12 protein-coding genes are annotated in these 16,865 nt (G+C 62.4%); 5 read left to right on the top strand and 7 right to left on the bottom strand.

The features are described 5' to 3' along the window. The first annotated feature begins 22 nt into the window (after positions 1-22). Complete coding sequence (gene ppc, locus BXU06_RS00070; RefSeq protein WP_253189488.1) at positions 23-2,746, top strand: phosphoenolpyruvate carboxylase; 2,724 nt, start codon at positions 23-25, stop codon at positions 2,744-2,746. Positions 2,747-2,770: 24 nt separating this feature from the next. On the opposite strand, the gene BXU06_RS17615 is transcribed toward ppc, so the two are convergent. Continuing rightward, on the bottom strand, positions 2,771-2,923 hold the full coding sequence (locus BXU06_RS17615; protein WP_171982059.1) for a hypothetical protein: 153 nt from the start codon (positions 2,921-2,923) through the stop codon (positions 2,771-2,773). A gap of 20 nt (positions 2,924-2,943) precedes the next feature. On the opposite strand from BXU06_RS17615, the gene BXU06_RS00075 reads away from it, so the two are divergent. Next, on the top strand, positions 2,944-3,453 hold the full coding sequence (locus BXU06_RS00075) for a hypothetical protein (protein WP_216352510.1): 510 nt from the start codon (positions 2,944-2,946) through the stop codon (positions 3,451-3,453). Positions 3,454-3,605: 152 nt separating this feature from the next. On the opposite strand, the gene BXU06_RS00080 is transcribed toward BXU06_RS00075, so the two are convergent. From BXU06_RS00080 to rsmB, 5 genes are all read right to left on the bottom strand, one after another. Next, the gene (locus tag BXU06_RS00080; RefSeq protein WP_077295925.1) at positions 3,606-4,373 is read right to left on the bottom strand and encodes a molybdopterin-synthase adenylyltransferase MoeB; all 768 of its coding nucleotides are present in this window, start codon (positions 4,371-4,373) and stop codon (positions 3,606-3,608) included. A gap of 342 nt (positions 4,374-4,715) precedes the next feature. Continuing rightward, the gene (locus BXU06_RS00085) at positions 4,716-5,984 is read right to left on the bottom strand and encodes a sigma-54 dependent transcriptional regulator (RefSeq protein WP_077295926.1); all 1,269 of its coding nucleotides are present in this window, start codon (positions 5,982-5,984) and stop codon (positions 4,716-4,718) included. Next, on the bottom strand, positions 5,984-8,104 hold the full coding sequence (locus BXU06_RS00090; RefSeq protein ID WP_077295927.1) for an ATP-binding protein: 2,121 nt from the start codon (positions 8,102-8,104) through the stop codon (positions 5,984-5,986). Before BXU06_RS00090 ends, BXU06_RS00085 begins: the two co-directional genes overlap by 1 nt. Next, a complete protein-coding gene (locus BXU06_RS00095) occupies positions 8,104-8,742 on the bottom strand; it encodes a DUF4390 domain-containing protein (RefSeq protein WP_171982060.1) in 639 nt (212 codons plus the stop codon). The genes BXU06_RS00090 and BXU06_RS00095 overlap by 1 nt, the downstream gene beginning before the upstream one ends. Beyond that, the gene (gene rsmB / locus BXU06_RS00100) at positions 8,705-9,955 is read right to left on the bottom strand and encodes a 16S rRNA (cytosine(967)-C(5))-methyltransferase RsmB (protein ID WP_077295929.1); all 1,251 of its coding nucleotides are present in this window, start codon (positions 9,953-9,955) and stop codon (positions 8,705-8,707) included. The genes BXU06_RS00095 and rsmB overlap by 38 nt, the downstream gene beginning before the upstream one ends. A 611-nt stretch (positions 9,956-10,566) precedes the next feature. On the opposite strand from rsmB, the gene BXU06_RS00105 reads away from it, so the two are divergent. The 3 genes from BXU06_RS00105 (at position 10,567) to BXU06_RS00115 (ending at position 14,900) form a co-directional block, all read left to right on the top strand. Beyond that, the gene (locus BXU06_RS00105) at positions 10,567-12,219 is read left to right on the top strand and encodes a methyl-accepting chemotaxis protein (protein ID WP_171982061.1); all 1,653 of its coding nucleotides are present in this window, start codon (positions 10,567-10,569) and stop codon (positions 12,217-12,219) included. Positions 12,220-12,399: 180 nt separating this feature from the next. After that, positions 12,400-13,032 (top strand): MBL fold metallo-hydrolase, encoded by a 633-nt coding sequence (locus tag BXU06_RS00110; protein ID WP_077295931.1) that lies wholly within the window; start codon positions 12,400-12,402, stop codon positions 13,030-13,032. A gap of 239 nt (positions 13,033-13,271) precedes the next feature. After that, entirely contained in the window at positions 13,272-14,900 is a 1,629-nt protein-coding gene (locus BXU06_RS00115) for a methyl-accepting chemotaxis protein (RefSeq protein WP_171982062.1), read from the top strand. A 51-nt stretch (positions 14,901-14,951) separates the two neighbouring features. Here the strand turns inward: BXU06_RS00115 and BXU06_RS00120 are convergent, their stop codons facing one another. After that, positions 14,952-16,586: a methyl-accepting chemotaxis protein gene (locus tag BXU06_RS00120; protein WP_077295933.1), complete on the bottom strand. Its 1,635-nt coding sequence runs from the start codon at positions 16,584-16,586 to the stop codon at positions 14,952-14,954. Positions 16,587-16,865 lie beyond the last annotated feature (279 nt).

A 16,865-nucleotide genomic window follows, 5' to 3' on the forward strand; every position in this document is an offset into this window, starting at 1 on the left:
CTTGTGAACACGGTATTCCGCCATGATGAACGAAACTGAAAAAGACTTGCCGCTGCGCCACGATCTGGCGCGACTGGACCGCCTGCTTGCCGAGATCGTCCGTGAACAAGAGGGCGAAGCGGTCTATCACGAAATGCGCACCATCCCGGTGGAGGCGCACGACCGCGTCGGCACGCCGGAATTGTCGCGCCGGCTGGCCGAACTGTCGCCCGCCGCCGCCGCCGCGCTGGTGCGCGCCTGTGGTTTTTATGCACAGCTTACCAATCTGGCTGAAGACCTGCATCACAACCGCCGCCGCCGCGCCCACCGCGCTGCTGGCTCCGCCCCGCAGCAAAGCAGCCTGGCGCTGGCGATTCAGCGGCTGAAACACGACGCCGTGCCCTTTGCTGCGCTGGTCGATTTTTTTGAACATGCGCAGATTTCCCCGGTGCTGACCGCTCATCCGACCGAAGTGCAGCGTCAGAGCGTGCTGGACGCGCACAAGGCCATCCGCAAGTTTCTCACCAAGCTGGCCGACCCGTCGCTGGGCCGCGAAGACCGCGAAGAAGTGGAAGCCAAGCTCAAGCGGGTGATTCTGGCGCTGTGGCAAACTTCGGAAATCCGCCCGTTCAAGCTTACCGTCAAGGACGAAATCGAAAACGGCGTGGCCTACCATCCCACCACGTTCTTTACCGCGCTGCCCAAGCTGTACGCCAGCCTGGAGGCGTCGATTCAGCGCGAGTGGGGGCAGGAACTGGTGCTGCCCAATTTCTTCCGCATTGGCAGCTGGATTGGCGGCGACCGTGACGGCAACCCGTTTGTCACCGCCGATGTCACCCTGTACGCCGTCCAGCGTCAGGCCGAAGTGGCGTTTGCCTGGTATGGCCGTGAACTCGACCAGCTGTATCGCGAGCTGTCGCTGTCGGCGCGGCGGGTGAAGGTCAGCGAGGCGCTGGGCCAGCTCACCGCCCACAGTCCTGACCACGCCGAAAGCCGCCAGGAAGAACCGTACCGCCTGGCGCTGGCCACCCTGCAAGGCCGGCTGAGTGCCACCGCCCAGGCGCTGGAAGTGCCATTTGATGGGCGCTTTGCCCAGGCCGGCCTGAGCGCCTACCCCTCGCCGACCGATCTGGTGCATGACCTGCAGCTGATCAGCGATTCGCTGAGCAGCCACGGCAGCCAGAGCCTGGCCGCTGGCCGCCTGCGTGACCTGATTCGCGCGGTGGAAGTGTTTGGCTTTTCGCTGATGCCGCTGGACATGCGCCAGTTCTCCGGCATTTTTGAATCGGTGGTAGCCGAGCTGTTTGCCCAGGCCGGCGCGGGCGACTATCTGGCCGCCGACGAAGCGGGCCGCCAGGCCATGCTGCTGGCCGAACTGCAATCTGCGCGTCTGCTGTATTCGCCGTTTGTCGAATACAGTGAGCAAACCGGCAAGGAGCTGGCGCTGTTCCGCGCCGCCGCGCAGATTCAGGCCCGCTTTGGCAAGAAAGCCCTGCCCAACTGCATCATTTCCAACTGCGCCAGCGCCAGCGACCTGCTGGAAGTGGCACTGCTGCTGAAAGAAGCCGGCCTGTTGCGCGTGGTGGATGGCGAGCCGACTTCCACCGTCAACATCATTCCGCTGTTTGAAACCGTGGCCGACCTGGACGCCAGCGCCGGGGTGATGAGCGAGCTGTTTGCCCTGCCGTGGTATCGCACCCTGCTCAACAGTCGCAAGGATACCCAGGAAGTGATGCTGGGCTACTCGGACAGCAACAAGGACGGCGGTTACTTCACCAGCCAGTGGGAGCTGTACCAGGCCGAACGCCGCTTGGTGAAGGTGTTCGACGCTGCGGGCGTGCGCATGCGCCTGTTCCACGGTCGCGGCGGTTCGGTGGGCCGGGGCGGTGGCCCGTCTTACGAGGCCATCATGGCGCAGCCGGCAGGCTCGGTGGCCGGGCAGATCCGCATCACCGAACAGGGCGAAGTGATTGGGGCCAAATACTCCGATCCGGAAATCGGCCTGCGCAACCTCGAAGCGCTGCTGGCCGCCACGCTGGAAGCCAGCCTGACCACGGTGCGCGACACCCCGCCGGCAGACGAGGCGATTTTGGGCGAGCTGTCCAACCGCGCCTTTCACGCCTACCGCTCGCTGGTGGAAACCCCTGGCTTCATCCAGTATTTTCTGGAAGCCACGCCGATCAATGAAATTGCCAAGCTCAATATCGGCAGCCGCCCGGCCTCGCGCAAGAGCCTGACCAGCATCAAGGATCTGCGCGCCATCCCCTGGGTGTTCTCCTGGGCGCAGGCGCGGGTGATGCTGCCGGGCTGGTATGGTGTGGGCAGCGCGGTGGCCGCCTATCTGGAAGAACACGGCCAGGCTGGCCGCGAGCGCCTGCAGGCGCTGTATCGTCACTCGGCGTTTTTCCAGGTGGCGCTGTCCAATATGGAGCAGGTGCTGGCCAAGAGCGATTTGCAGATTGCCGCCGGCTACGCTGCGCTGGTGTCCGACCAGAGCCTGGCCAAGCATATCTTTGGCCTGATCGAAGCCGAATGGCAGCGCACCCGCGAGGCGTTCTTCACCATCACCGGGCAAGACACCCTGCTGGCGGATAACCCATCGCTGGCGCGCAGCCTGGCCAACCGCCTGCCGTTCATGGACGCGCTGAACATCCTGCAGATTGAGCTGATCCGCCGCCTGCGCCAGACGCCGGATGCGCCGGAACTGCTGTACACCGCGCATCAAACCATCAACGGTATTGCAGCGGGTTTGCGCAATAGCGGTTGAAGTGCTTGAGACACGCTGATTGATTCAGAAAAATCGTTTTTGCCAAAAGCAAAACCCAGCAAAATCAAAACTCTGGATTCCCGCCTTCGCGGGAATGACGATTTTTTCAGCGCTTCCCTTGTATGCGCCGCTTGCCGCTGGTGAATGCTGCGTCACCCCAAAAGGGTGATGCAGCATTCACCAGCACGCTCAGTACAATGACCAACCCCGCCATATTTATCGTGACAGCTCTTTCCGCCGCATGGCAACATGCCATAAAAATAGCAAAAACGTTAACCCTTACCCACGCTGCTCACGAACAGGCCCCCATGAAACAACTCCTCTGCACCCTCACTGGCGCTGCTTTTTTATGCGTCAGCACTGGCTGTGCTACCTCATCCAAAGATCTCAGCTCGTCGTATGTCTCTCCCATCCAGTACCAAGCCTATGACTGTGGCCAATTAGCCGCAGAATCCCAGCGCATACAGGCACGAGTCAGCGAATTGGGCGGGCGCCTTGATCAAGCCGCCACCAACGACAAAATACTGATGGGCGTCACGCTGGTGTTGTTCTGGCCGGCAGCATTTGCCTTGGGCGGTACAAAGCAGCAAGAAGCCGAGTATTCCCGCATCAAGGGTGAGCTGGAAGCCGTAGATCAAGCCGTGATCGCAAAAAAATGTCAGACCGCTGGACGCCAGACAATTCAGGGGGCCAACGCAGGAAGTTAAAGCCGCTCAAAAGTGCCATTCAGTCACTGCATCAGCCTGTTCCTGCTGATGCAGACCGTGTCTTTTTGACGTATTGACGCTGCCCACTTTTATTTCTTAATTCCCTTCCCGTCTCCTTGGCAGATACCGCCACCATCAGCGGTGTGGCCCATTCAGGCTGCGGCCCCTGCAAGCTTGCCCGCGCACACCGGGCAAGCCGGGTCGCGCGTCAGGCGCATATGCCGCCAATCTCCGCTTAGCCCCTCGTAAATCGCCAGCCGGTTCACCGCGTTGGAGCGGATGCCCACCAGCAGCTTCAGCGCTTCAGCGGCCTGCATGCAGCCGATGATGCCCACCAGTGGCGCAAATACGCCAAAGGTGGCGCATGGCCCGTCGCTGGCATCGCCATGGTCCGGAAACAGACAGTGGTAGCACGGCGCATCCGGCTGGCGCGGGTCAAACACTGCCAGCTGACCATCAAAGCGCACTGCCGCACCCGACACCAGCGGCTTGCTGGCGGCCACGCAGGCGGCGTTGACCGCATGGCGGGTGGCAAAATTGTCCGAGCAATCCAGCACCACATCGGCCTGCGCCACGGCGGCGGCCAGTGCGGCAGCGTCCATGCGCTGGGCCAGCGGCTGGACACGCACCTCCGGATTGAGCGCCGCCAGCCGGCTGGCCACGGACTCCACCTTCAGCCGGCCCAGGCTGGCCATGTCGTGGGCGATTTGCCGTTGCAGGTTGGTCAGTTCGACGGTGTCGTTGTCGCACACCGTCAGCGTGCCCACCCCGGCTGAGGCCAGATACATGGCCACAGGCGAGCCCAGCCCCCCGGCACCAATAATCAGGGCATGGCTGGCCAGCAGTGCGGTTTGTCCGGCCAGGTCGAGTTGGGGAAGCAGCAGATGGCGGCTGTAGCGCAGCAGTTGTTGGTCGTTCATGGCGGGTGGCGGAGGGAGAAAACCGCACTGTAGCGTGGGCACAGCGGGTTTGTCTGCAAAGGGGCACCGCAGGTGGGGCAGAAGGGGGGGCCGGCAGGCAAAAAAAGAGGGAAGACGCCCCGGATAAGCATCTTCCCCTCAGGGTGAGCGGCACGCTCGGGAAGGGTGCCTGGCGGCAGAAGCTTCCCGATTTGCATACTACGCGACACAGTGTACTTGAATGCGCCAGCAGAAAACCAGCGTAAATCTACGGTGTTTCACCCATTTTTTTGGTTTGCTATTCAATGGGATAGTTTGCGACATCGGAGCACGCATGCTGGCCAATGGCGCAAGCGTACCGGTTTACTCCTCGACGGTACGCCGGCTGAATTTCACCCCCAGCTGCTTGAGCTTGCGGTACAGGTGGGTGCGCTCCAGCCCGACTTTTTGCGCCACCCGGCTCATATTGCCGTTTTCCAGCCCGATGTGGTACTCGAAGTAGCGCCGCTCCAGCTGCTCACGCAGTTCGCGCAGCGGCAGGTTGAAGTCAAAGCCGGATTCTTCTGGCGGCTTGTCCTGACGGAACTGGGCCAGCACCTTGTTCACTTCCGGCGCGTCGATATCGTCGCTTTCGGCGGTCAGCGCCAGGCTCTTGATAATGCTGCGCAGCTGTTCCAGATTGCCCGGCCAGTCGTACTGGCGCAGCGCATTCAGCGCGGCAGTGGTCAGCCGATGGGGGGGCACCTGCTTGTTTTCAATCAGTTCGGCCAGGATTTGCTGAGCCAGTTCGATGATGTCATCAGCGTGTTCGCGCAGGCACGGGATCGGCACAATCACGCTGGACAAGGTATTGAGCAGGCGGTTGTCGCAGGCTGGGTCGGTCAGCAGTTCCTGCAGCGGGCGGCTGCAGGAACACACCAGACGCACGCTGTAGCGGTCCAGCTTGGACAGCAAAAACAGCAGCCCCTGCTGGGCGCGGCGCGGCTGGCTGCCGATGTCGGGCAGGTAGAGCACGCCGTTATTGGCTTTTTGCAGCAGCTCCAGTGGGGCGTCGGCCAGTTGTTCCGGCTTGTTTGGCGTCACCCACGGGGTGTTGGGCTGGTGAAAAAAGCGCGCCACCAGCTCAAAGCCCACGCCCGGTTCGCCAGTGAGCAGGATCGGCGACTTGACCGGTGCCACCCGCTCCAGCGCGCGCTTGAGCTCGTGCACCACCGGGCTTTTGCCCAGCCGGTCGAGGTTGAGCGACTGGTTGCCTTGCATGTCGGCGTATTTCATCGCCCGCTGCACCGTGGTCAGCAGCTTTTGCAGGGCGATGGGTTTTTCCAGAAAATCAAATGCGCCAATGCGGGTGGCTTCAACGGCGGTATCAATGCTGGCGTGGCCAGACATCATCACCACCGGCATGTTCAGTTGCCCGGCCTTGGCCCATTCCTTGAGCAGGGTGACGCCATCACAGTCGGGCATCCAGATGTCCAGCAACACCAGGGCGGGACGGGTCTGGTTGCGCAGCTGCCGCGCCACTTCAGCGTTTTCGGCCAGCGCCACGGTATAGCCTTCGTCCTGAAGGATTTCCGACAGCAGCTCGCGAATGCCGACTTCATCATCGACGATCAAGATATCGCTACTTCGCATCATGCCTCCGGGCAGGGCAGCGTAACGCAGATACGGGCGCCGTGCGGGGTAACATTGCCAACGGTAATGCTGCCATGGTGTTCCTCAATGATTTTTTTGACGACCGCCAAGCCCAGACCGGTGCCTTTGGCTTTGCTGGTGACATAGGGCTCAAATGCGCGGGGCAGGATGTCTGCTGCGAAGCCGGGACCATTGTCCTCCAGAGTGATGACGACCGCATCATTTTCTCTCTGGGCGCTAATGTGAATCATCGGCTCGTCAGCGTCAAGCACGGCATCCTGCGCATTGACCAGTAAATTGTGCAGCACCTGGCGCAGCAGCGCCGCATCACCCTGAATCAGCAAGGCTTCTTCCGGCAGCCGGGCATGCACTGCCGGGTTGGATTCGTACAGCGCCAGCACTTCGCGCACCAGCTGCCCCAGGTCCAGCCCGGCCAGCTGGGTTTTTGGCGCGCGGGCATAGTCGCGGAATGCTTCCACCATACCCTTGAGCGCACTGACCTGCTGGACAATCGTATCGGTGGAGCGGCGCAACATGTCGGCGTCGTGAGGGGCCAGCTTGTCGGCCAGCTTCATTTGCAGCCGCTCGGCAGACAGCTGGATGGGGGTCAGCGGGTTGCGGATTTCATGCGCCAGCCGCTTGGCCACCTCGCCCCAGGCGGCGTCGCGCTGGGCGCGGGCCAGTTCGGTGATGTCGTCAAACACCATGACAAAACCATGGCCGCTTTTTTCCGGCAGGCGGGTGCCGCGCGCCAGCAGGGTTTGCAGCCGGCGCTCGCCTTCCATGGCCACCTCGGCCTGCCAGTCCTCACCCGGTGCGTCGTCGCGGTGCTGCTGGGTGGCGTCCACCAGCGGGCTCAGGCGCGGCACATGGCAGGGCCAGTCGGGCAGCGGGTGTTCGGCCAGATCGTCGATATTCACCCCCAGAATCCGCTCGGCGGACACATTGGCAGCAGTGAGCAGCCAATGGGCGTCAAATGCCATCACTCCGGCACTGAGGTTAACCAGAATGCTTTCCAGGTAGGCGTTGTTGGCCTCCAGTTCGGCACGGCTGGCGTCGGTTTGTGCGCTGGCCTCGGCCAGTTGCTTGGTCATCCGGTTGAACATGGCGGTGAGCACGCCCAGCTCGTCGCGGCTGTAAATCGGGTGCTGGCGCGAGTAATCCCCCTGGGTCACTGCCTTGGTGCCGGCAGCCAGCGCGCCCAGCGGGGCGGACAGCCGGTCAGACAGGTAAAACCCCAGGCTGACCGCGCCCAGCAGCGTCACCACCAGGGTGAGCGCCAGGGTCAGCCGGTAAAAGCGTTTCAAGCCCTCGCGCGACAGCGCCAGCTGGCGGTATTCGCTACGGGTGGCATCGACCAGCTCGGCGTCTTCGGCAATCTGGCGCGGCACCGGCTGCATCAGTTGCACGGTCAGCCGTTCGCCGTTAAACGACAGCGGATAGGCCGGCAACACCACGCGCAGCACCATGCCCTTGCCGTTCAGGGTTTCGGTGGCACGAAAGGCCTGATCCCGGTTGATCCGCTCCAGCACCTCGCGCGACGGTGCCAGCGGCATGCTGCCGCCCGACCCAGGCTCGCCCGCCACGCCCACCAACTGGCCATGGCGATCAAACACGGCAATTTCATGCACCCCCAGCTGCTTGCGCAGCGCCGGCAGCTTGAGCGAAGCATTCAGGGTGGGGGCACCATTGAGCTCGCGCACCACCTGCTGGGCCTTGTAGTCCAGGTCGGTCAGCAGGTAATCCAGCGCATTGCGCCCCAGGCTCAGCCCCCGGTCCAGCCCGGCCTCGATGCGCACATCAAACCAGCTTTCGATGCTCTTGGTCAGAAACTGTACCGACACGGTAAACATCAGAATCCCCGGCAAGATGGCCACCAGGGCAAACATCGACACCATGCGCAGGGTCAGCTTGGCACCAAACACCTTGGCGCGGATTTTCTGGCGGATCTGCCACAGCTGATAGCCGATAAAGCCGGTCAGCCCCAGGGTCAGCAAGCCGGTCAGGGCAAAAATCTCCCAGTAGTATTCAGCCAGCCGTGACGTGCTGCCGGTGGAAATGGCCAGCAGATAGAGCAGAATCAGCCCAAGCAAGGCCGACGAACTGAGCCAGACCCGCATCAGTGTTCTCCTTCCAGCGCCATGGGCACCCAGTCGGACTCCAGCTTCCAGTCGGTGGCACCCAGCGCCGACAGCTGAAACGGGCGTGGCAGCTGGCTGATGTCCAGCATCAACCGCACTTCACCGGCAAACTCGCCCAGCCGGCTTTTGCCCACGCTGGTCTTGCTCAGTACCCGCCAGCTGCGAATGGCACCCATCGCCGCCAGGGCGTCGTTGAGGGAGGGATAGGTTTTGTACAGGGTGCCGCCAATCGACACTCGGTAGGTTTGCGTCAGCGCATGAAACGACAGCTTGTACAACTGCTCGGCGGTGGGGTCGAAGCCTTCGCTGAATTGCCGCCACCAGGCGTACAGGCGCGGGCGACTGAGGTGAAACTGCAGGCGGAAGGTCAGCGGCACGCCTTCGTCCAGCGCGTCGCTCAGGGTGGGGTTGAGCTGGATGGCAAAGCGGGTGTTGGCCACCAGATAGCCGTCCTGCAACGCCAGCGTGGCCAGTTTGGGCACAATGGCGTCGCCGCTGCGCGCTTCAGCCGCCCGTGCCGGGGCCGCAGCGCACAGCAGCGCCAGCAGCATCAGCCCGGTCGCCAGCCAGCGCGTCAGCTCAGGTCTTGCGAATAAGCGCGTAGTAAAAGCCATCATGGTTTTCATCCGGCAGCAGCTGAATGTCCCGCTCCAGTTCAGCATTCACATGCCGACTGAAAAAGGCATCGACCTGGCGACGGTTTTCCGTGGGAAAAATCGAACAGGTTGCATACAGCATTTTGCCGCCCGGCGCGAGCAGCGCCCACAGCGCGTCGGCCAGCGCGCCCTGCTGACGGCCCAGCGACGGGATGTCGGTCGGGCGACGGGTCCATTTGATATCCGGATGACGGCGCGCCACGCCCGAAGCCGAACAGGGCACGTCGGCCAGAATGCGGTCAAACATCTTGCCGTCCCACCAACTGGCCGGGCGACTGGCGTCGCCCACCACACAGCGGGCCGACAGGCCCAGCCGGGCCAGATTGCTTTCCACCCGCTGCAGGCGCACGCCGTCGTTATCCACCGCCGTCAGCGCCAGGTCGGCGCACTCCAGCAGGTGGCCGGTTTTGCCACCAGGGGCGGCGCAGGCGTCCAGCACGCGCATGCCGTCACGCACATCCAGCCATTCGGCAGCCAGCTGCGCGCCAGCGTCCTGCACCGACACTTCGCCTTCGGCAAAACCGGGCAGGCGATCCACCGGCACCGGCTTGGTCAAGCGCACGGCATCGCCTTCCAGCACGGTGGCTTCCATGCCGGCTTCGGTCAGTCGGGCCAGCCAGGCAGCCACTGTGGTGCGGCGGCGATTGACCCGTACCGTCATCGGCGGGTGCTGATTGCTGGCGGTGAGGATGGCTTTCCAGTCTTTCGGGTAAGCCTGCTGCACCGACCCCACCCACCAGTCCGGATGGTTCCAGAACGCAGTCGGGTCACGGCGCAAGGCAGCGGTCAGCTCGTCGCGGCGGCGCTGGAAATTGCGCAGCACGGCATTGGTCAGCCCTTTGAGCCGTCCGCCCTGATGCGCGGCAGCCACACGCACGGCGTGGTCCACCACCGCGTACGGCGCGGCCTGGGTGTGTACCAGCTGGTACAGCGCCACCAGCAGCAGGCGGTCAATCAGGGCATCGTCCAGCGGACGCGACAGCAGTTGGTCGAGCACGCCGCGCAGCCAGCCATAGTGGCGCAATGAGCCATAGCTGATGTCCATGACGGCAGCGCGTTCTGCCGGTGCCAGCGCGGGATGTTGCCGCCAGGCCGACGCCAGCGTGTCGGTCAGGTTTTTGCCGGACAGGACCGTATCAAGGATTTCGGCGGCGAGGGTCTGGATGGTTTGCATGATATGAAAACCGCCACGTCAACAGGCGCAGCGGTTGGGGATGTTGGGGTCAGGCCGGATTGTAACGGAACAGCAGGCCAGCGGCGATGTTTCCGCAGCAGGCGACGGCGCAAGGGATGGGAAGGGGGGCGTAAAGTACGCGCTGGCGCAGGAGAATGGCCTGACCTGACCCCCCCCGATCAGGAATCCGTGCGCCGGCTCGGCAAACACCTGTTCCAGCAATGCGGCATCCAGCCCCCCGATCTCCCCAGAGCATCAGCTGTTCGCGACTGGCCTGCTGCACGCGCATGGCCAGCTCGGCGGGCAAGGGGCCAAAACGCTGTGTTGCATCGTGTGAACGGTTCTGAGCTGTTCCGCACAGCGGAGCTGTTATCTGCTAAAAACCGGCTTGTTCTGCATTTTTGTTGTTAAAAGCATATTTTTGTTTGCTGTCCGTGTAGAATGCGGAACGCACAAATATGGTGCAATTAGTACAAAAAAGCACACTATTGGTGCAAAACAAGAAGCATTAACAACCTATGTGCAGCGCTTCCAGGTCAAATTCCGCCATATTTGGCGCAGTGGCTTGCCACTGCCCGGCTTGCCGCATGCACACTTCAGCAGAGGAATGCATGAAAAATCTTAGCGTTGGGCAGCGGTTATATGGCCTTGTCATTGTCTTTTCTGTTGTCTTGATCGCGGTGGGGGCACTGGGGCTGAAAAATGCCGCCGACACGCTGGCGGGCTTGAAAACTGTCTACGAAGACCGCACGGTGGCCTTGGGCCAATTGGCGCAGATTGACCAACGCATCCGCCGCAATGCCGCCGAGTTTTACCGCGCCCTGGCGCTGGACCCCAGCAGCCCGCTGGCCAGGCACCTGGACGGCAGCCTGCCTGAACATGGCCAGGCGCTGCGCGACAATACCCGCATTGCCGCTGCAGAATGGCGCAAATACATGGCCACCTACCTGACGCCAGAAGAAAAACAACAAGCACAACAGGTAGATACCCTGCTGACCGCCTATGAAAAAGACTTGGTCATTCCCGTGGCCGAGTATTTTGGCCGGGGAAAACTGGACACAGACACCTCCCTGGGTTTCATTCGCGCCTCGGGCAAGCTTGGCAACGACACCCGGACGGCTTTGCAAGCGCTGATTGACTTGCAAGAGCGCGTGGCCAAACAGGAATACGACACTGCCGTGGCGGGCAATGATCAAACGCGCCAGATCTTGCTGGCCTTGATCCTGCTGGGTTTGGGGCTGGGCGGCATGGTGTCCTGGCACTTGATTCGCAGTGTCACCACGCCGCTGGGTAAAATCCGCGATGCGGTGGCGCATGTGCAGCAATCCGGCGATTTCACCACCCACCTGGCGGTACAAGGTCAGGATGAGGTGGCGCAAACCACCCGTGCCTTTAATGATCTGCTGACCACCCTGCGCACTGCCCTGCAGTCGGTGCAGACCGCCACGACAACCGTCAGCCAGGAAGCCGAAGGCCTGGCCGGCCAATCCACGCAAGCCGCCAGCGCCGCTGCGCACGCCAGTGAATCCACCTCGGCCATGGCGGCGGCGGTGGAGCAGGTAACGGTCAGCATCAACCATGTGGGCGACGCCAGCCAGCAGGCCATTGCCCAGGCCGAAGACGCCGGACAACACGCGCGTGAGGGCGGCGAAGTGATTCAGCGCGCCGTGGGCGAGATCAACCAGATTGCCCAGAGCGTGCGGGAGGTGTCGGCCATCATCGAACAGTTGGACGGGCGCTCCGAGCGCATTTCCGGGGTGATTCAGGTCATCAAGGAAGTGGCCGACCAGACCAATCTCTTGGCCTTGAACGCGGCCATCGAAGCTGCCCGGGCTGGCGAATTCGGGCGCGGCTTTGCCGTGGTGGCCGACGAAGTGCGCAAGCTGGCGGAGCGCACCGGCAAAGCCACCGGCGAAATCAGCCTGATGATTACTGAAATCCAGCAAAGCAGCCGCAACGCCGTGGGATCAATGGACACCGCCGTGCAGCAGGTGAATGCCGGGGTGCAACTGGCGGCGGACGCCGGCGAGGCCATTGTTCGCATTCGCAACAGCACCCGACAAGTGACGCAGACGGTGGCGTCCATCAGCGAGTCGATTCTGGAGCAAGGCGCCGCCAGCAACACCATTGCCGAGCAGGTCGAACAGGTGGCGCGCGCCAGCGAGCAAAACAGTGCCATTGCCTGTCAGTCTGCCAATTCGGCCCGCGCGGTGGCACAACAAGCCAGCCAGATGCGTTTGGCGCTGGCGCGCTTTCGCATCTGAACGCATCAGGCAGGGTGCGTTGCCCTGCTTTGGTGCATCGGCATCTTGCAGGGTCATGCGGCAATCGTGGTTTTGCCTGGCGCGGCGCGATTCAACCTCTCAGCTCCGGGCGGGGTGGTTCCACGCCGCCCCAGCTGCGTTATCCTTAGCCCTTCTGTCACCCACTTGCGGCCTCTCTCCATGAAAGTTCTTGTCATCCCGGTTACCGCTTACCAGCAAAACTGTTCCCTGATCTGGTGTGAACGCACTCACCGCGCCGCGCTGGTAGACCCCGGTGGCGATGTGGCCAGCTTGCTGGCCCAGGTGGAAAAACACGGGCTGACGCTGGAACGCCTGCTGATTACCCATGGCCATCTGGACCATGCTGGCGGGGTGGCCGAGCTGACCGCCCAGCTTGGGCTGCCGGTGGAAGGGCCGCATCTGGCCGATCAGTTCTGGATTGATGGCATGCAGAATCAGGCGCGCATGTTTGGTTTTCCGCCTACCCAGGGGTTTACTCCAACGCGCTGGCTGAACGATGGCGACCGGGTGACGGTGGGGGAGGAGGAACTTGAAGTGCTGCATTGTCCTGGGCATACGCCGGGGCATGTGGTGTTTTTCCATCGCGGCGAGCAGCTGGCATTTGTGGGCGACGTGCTGTTTCAGGGCTCGATTGGCCGGACCGATTTTCCGCAGGGCGATCACCGCACACTGATTGCGTCAATCCAGGACAAGCTGCTCCCGCTGGGTGACGAAGTGAGTTTTGTGCCGGGTCATGGCCCGGCATCCACCTTTGGCCATGAGCGGCGGCATAACCCGTATCTGCAGGGCTGAGCGTGTTGGGAACGTGCTGCCAGCGGGCGGGCGCGCCATCGCTTGCCACCTTGTGTGATGTCATTGCCGCATCAAGCGGCATTCGTCTTGCTTAATCTTTTCAGCTTGTTAACAATCCGTCCTGCCGCAGCAGGACGGATTGGGTCTGGCTGTCCACGCGCTGGCCCTGCTGGTAAAAAATTCATCAAAAACCGCCATCCTGCTTGTACCCGCTGATGCACCGACACGAAGGAACCACCATGCTGCACCGACTGAGCGTAGGCAACAAGCTCAATATGCTGCTGATTGCCGCATTACTGGGGGTGATGGCCATCAGTGGCCTGGCCTTGTATTCCAAATACCAGCGCATGCTCGACGACCGCCGCGCCACCTTGCAAAGTGTGGTGCAGGTGGCGCTGGGTGTGCTGGATTTTTATGACAAGCAGGCCAAAAGCGGTGCGATGCCGCTGGCGGCGGCCCAGGATGCTGCCAAGCGCACCATTGGCAACCTGCGTTACGCCGGCAAGGAATACTACAGCCTGTACGACATGCACCCGCGCATGGTCTGGCACCCGATCAAGCCCGAACTGAATGGCAAGGACTTGTCCGCGCTGAAAGACCCCAACGGCAAGCTGCTGGTGAAGGAAATGCGCGACGCCGTGGCCGGGCAGGGCAGCGGCTTTGTCGATTATCTGTGGCCGCAGCCGGGCAAGGACGAGCCAGTGCCCAAGCTGGCTTACGCCGAGGGCTTTGCCCCCTGGGGCTGGATTGTGGCGTCCGGGCTGTATCTGGATGACCTGAACGCCCAGTTCCGTCACGATGCCGGGGTGTTTGTCGGCCAGATCGTGCTGTTGTCGGCGTTGCTGATCTGGCTGGTGCTGGCAATCAAATGGGCGCTGACCGGGCCGATTCGCGAGCTGATGCAAACCATGCAGCAGGTGGGTGAGCAGCACGACCTGACGTGCCGCGCAGCGGCGCGCAATCAGGATGAAATTGGCGCGGTGGGGCGCACGTTCAACCAGCTGCTGACCAATATCCAGAAAACGTTTGCCGAAGTCTGGGGCGGCAGCGAGCGGCTGGCCAGCCAGGCCACTTCGTTGTCGGGCCATGCCGACCGGCTGGCGGGCGCTTCGGCGCAGCAAAGCCAGGCGGTGAGTTCATCGGCGGCGGCGCTGGAACAGATTAGCGTCAGCATTGAGCAGGTCAGCGCCATGGCCGACCGGCTGGCGCACGAAGCCGAACAGGCACAGCAGCAAACCCAGCGCGGCGAGCAGGCGGTGGGCACGCTGCTTGGCCATCTGGACCATGCCGACCAGGCGTTAAGCCAGGAGGTCAGCCAGAGCGCGCAGCGCATGGCCGGCAGCATGGGTGAGATCACCCAGATGACCGGGCAGGTGCGCGATATTGCCGAACAGACCAATCTGCTGGCGCTCAATGCCGCCATCGAAGCCGCCCGCGCCGGCGAAGCCGGGCGCGGCTTTGCCGTGGTGGCTGACGAAGTGCGCAAGCTGGCGGAAAAATCCGCCTTGTCTGCCGGTCAGATCGACACGCTGACCGCCCGGCTGAGCGCCGCCAGCGAGGCGATGCATCAGGCGATTGCCAGCAGCCAGACGGCAATGACCCACAGCCGCGAACAAGCCGCCGATGTGGCCAGCCTGTTGGGCCACGCCAGCCAGAGCGCCAGTGGCACCCGGCAGCGCATTGGCGAGATCAATACCGCGCTGACCGAGCAAAGCCAGTCGGTTCAGCATATTGCCCGCGATATGCAGGTAATTGCCGGTCAGGGGGAAACCCAGCATGCCGTGGTGCATGACAGCGCCGGGGCGGCGCATGAGCTGGAGGCGTTGGCAGTGGCGTTGCGTGGGGCGATTGGGCGGTTCAAGACGTGAGATCCTGGCAAGGGTCGGTCGCCCCGGTGGGGTGACCGACCCTGCCGGCGGTTACACCGAGAAGCGATGCACGGCGTGGTGCAGGTCGCTGGTCAGGTCGCGCATCGACGAGCTGGCCTGCGCCACCTGACGCGCCGCTTGGGCGTTGCCCGAGGCGCTTTGCGCAATCCGCTCCACATTCAGCGCAATGTCGTTGCTGGCAATGCTCTGTTCTTTCAGTGCCTGGGAAATTTCATTGACCACATGCACCACCCGCTCGGCGCTCTGGCGGATGCGGCCAATCGATTCGCCGCCTTGCTCGGCCAGCGCCAGGCCGTGGTTCACCCGGTTCATCGCTTCGTCCATGGTTTCCTGCGACTGACCCGAGCTTTCCTTGATGTCGGCAATCATCCGGGCAATTTCTTCCGTGGCGGACGAGGTGCGTTCAGCCAGCTTGCGCACTTCATCGGCCACCACGGCAAAGCCACGGCCCTGCTCGCCGGCGCGGGCGGCTTCAATCGCCGCGTTCAAGGCCAGCAGGTTGGTCTGGTCGGCCACTTCCTTGATGACGTTCATGATGCTGGAAATGGTTTCGGTCTTGCCAGCCAGGTCGGTAATTGCCATGGAAGTGTCGCTCACGGCATCGTGAATCCGGCGCATTTCGTCCACCGCGTCGGCAATCACCTTGGCACCTTCGGCAGACAATTTGCCGGATTCGGCGGAGACATCCCGCGCGGCCCCCGCGCTGTCGGCAATATGCGAGATGCTGGCGGTCATTTCTTCAATCGAGGCGGCCATGGCCGACGCCGAGCTGCTTTGCGAATCGGATACGGCGGTGACATCTCCGGCGTGGCTGGCCAGCGACTGGGCCATCTGGGTGAGCGAGTCGGCGTTGCCGCTGATGCCGCCAATCAGCTGGTGCAGATCGCGCTGCATGCCGGCAATGGCACCCAGCAGGCTATTCTGGCCACCGCTGGCCGCCACCTGACGGGTGAGGTCGCCCGAGGCAATGGTGTGCACCACTTCCGCCGCGTAGGCCGGTTCGCCGCCCAGCTGGCGCAGCACACTGCGCTTGATCAGCTCGCTGGCAACCCACATGACAATCAGCACCACCCCGCCGGCCATCAGCAGCTGGGTCAGCTGCACGCGAAAGGCCGCGTCCACGTCATCCAGATACACCCCGGTGACAATCGACCAGTTCCAGACGGGCGAGGTGTCCAGAAACGACACCTTGCCAACGATGCCCACGTCCTTGTTCTTTTCCCAGACATATTCGGCAAAACCGCCCTTGCCATTGCCGTTGCGCAGCGCGGCGGCAAACATTTCGCCCAGCTTGTTGCCCTTGGGGTCGTTGACTGCGTAGAGGGATTTGCCATTCAGCGCCGGCTTGATCGGGTGCATGAGAAACACCAGATCCTTGTCCAGAATGGTCATGTAATCGTCAGTGCCAAAGCGCATGGCCGCCAGCACTTCCTTGGCCTGACGTTGCGCTTCGGCCTGCGGCAGCTTGCCCTGGGTGGCCAGGTTTTCGTAGTGCTTCACAATGCCCAGGCCAGTCTGGACGATGTTCTGAATCTTTTCCTTGCGACTTTCCAGCGTGTCGCGCCGTTGCGCATACAGTGAAACCGCTCCGACAAACAGAAACCCCATCAGAGCGAGCACGACCATGGCGGTCAGGCGCGCGCGCATCGACATTTTATCCAACATGAAATACACCCCAGGATTTTGAAGTCAGAAGAACAACGGATGCTTCGGCGTGATGCGCCGGAATGGCCTGCGTCGAGCATGTTCCCCCATGCTGGCGGCGCGTCCGCTGTGGTGCTGTGCTGCCTTGTCGTTATGATATCGTTATGGTTATGTGGTGTTACTGTAGCCGAAAAAATCCGGCTTGGGTCAGTCTGCGACGGGATTTTCTGTCCAAACCTGTCGTAAAGACGGATTGACCCGGGCCTATTCATCAAGTAACAGCGTGTGCTTGATGTCGGT

The organism is Aquaspirillum sp. LM1 (assembly GCF_002002905.1).
Classification (GTDB): domain Bacteria; phylum Pseudomonadota; class Gammaproteobacteria; order Burkholderiales; family Aquaspirillaceae; genus Rivihabitans.

Excerpts from the sequence above, each read along its gene's own strand:
- ppc (WP_253189488.1), top strand. The coding sequence starts at position 23 with ATGATGAACGAAACTGAAAAAGACTTGCCGCTGCGCCACGATCTGGCG.
- BXU06_RS17615 (WP_171982059.1), bottom strand. The coding sequence starts at position 2,923 with ATGCTGCATCACCCTTTTGGGGTGACGCAGCATTCACCAGCGGCAAGC.
- BXU06_RS00075 (WP_216352510.1), top strand. The coding sequence starts at position 2,944 with ATGACCAACCCCGCCATATTTATCGTGACAGCTCTTTCCGCCGCATGG.
- BXU06_RS00080 (WP_077295925.1), bottom strand. The coding sequence starts at position 4,373 with ATGAACGACCAACAACTGCTGCGCTACAGCCGCCATCTGCTGCTTCCC.
- BXU06_RS00085 (WP_077295926.1), bottom strand. The coding sequence starts at position 5,984 with ATGCGAAGTAGCGATATCTTGATCGTCGATGATGAAGTCGGCATTCGC.
- BXU06_RS00090 (WP_077295927.1), bottom strand. The coding sequence starts at position 8,104 with ATGCGGGTCTGGCTCAGTTCGTCGGCCTTGCTTGGGCTGATTCTGCTC.
- BXU06_RS00095 (WP_171982060.1), bottom strand. The coding sequence starts at position 8,742 with ATGATGGCTTTTACTACGCGCTTATTCGCAAGACCTGAGCTGACGCGC.
- rsmB (WP_077295929.1), bottom strand. The coding sequence starts at position 9,955 with ATGCAAACCATCCAGACCCTCGCCGCCGAAATCCTTGATACGGTCCTG.
- BXU06_RS00105 (WP_171982061.1), top strand. The coding sequence starts at position 10,567 with ATGAAAAATCTTAGCGTTGGGCAGCGGTTATATGGCCTTGTCATTGTC.
- BXU06_RS00110 (WP_077295931.1), top strand. The coding sequence starts at position 12,400 with ATGAAAGTTCTTGTCATCCCGGTTACCGCTTACCAGCAAAACTGTTCC.
- BXU06_RS00115 (WP_171982062.1), top strand. The coding sequence starts at position 13,272 with ATGCTGCACCGACTGAGCGTAGGCAACAAGCTCAATATGCTGCTGATT.
- BXU06_RS00120 (WP_077295933.1), bottom strand. The coding sequence starts at position 16,586 with ATGTTGGATAAAATGTCGATGCGCGCGCGCCTGACCGCCATGGTCGTG.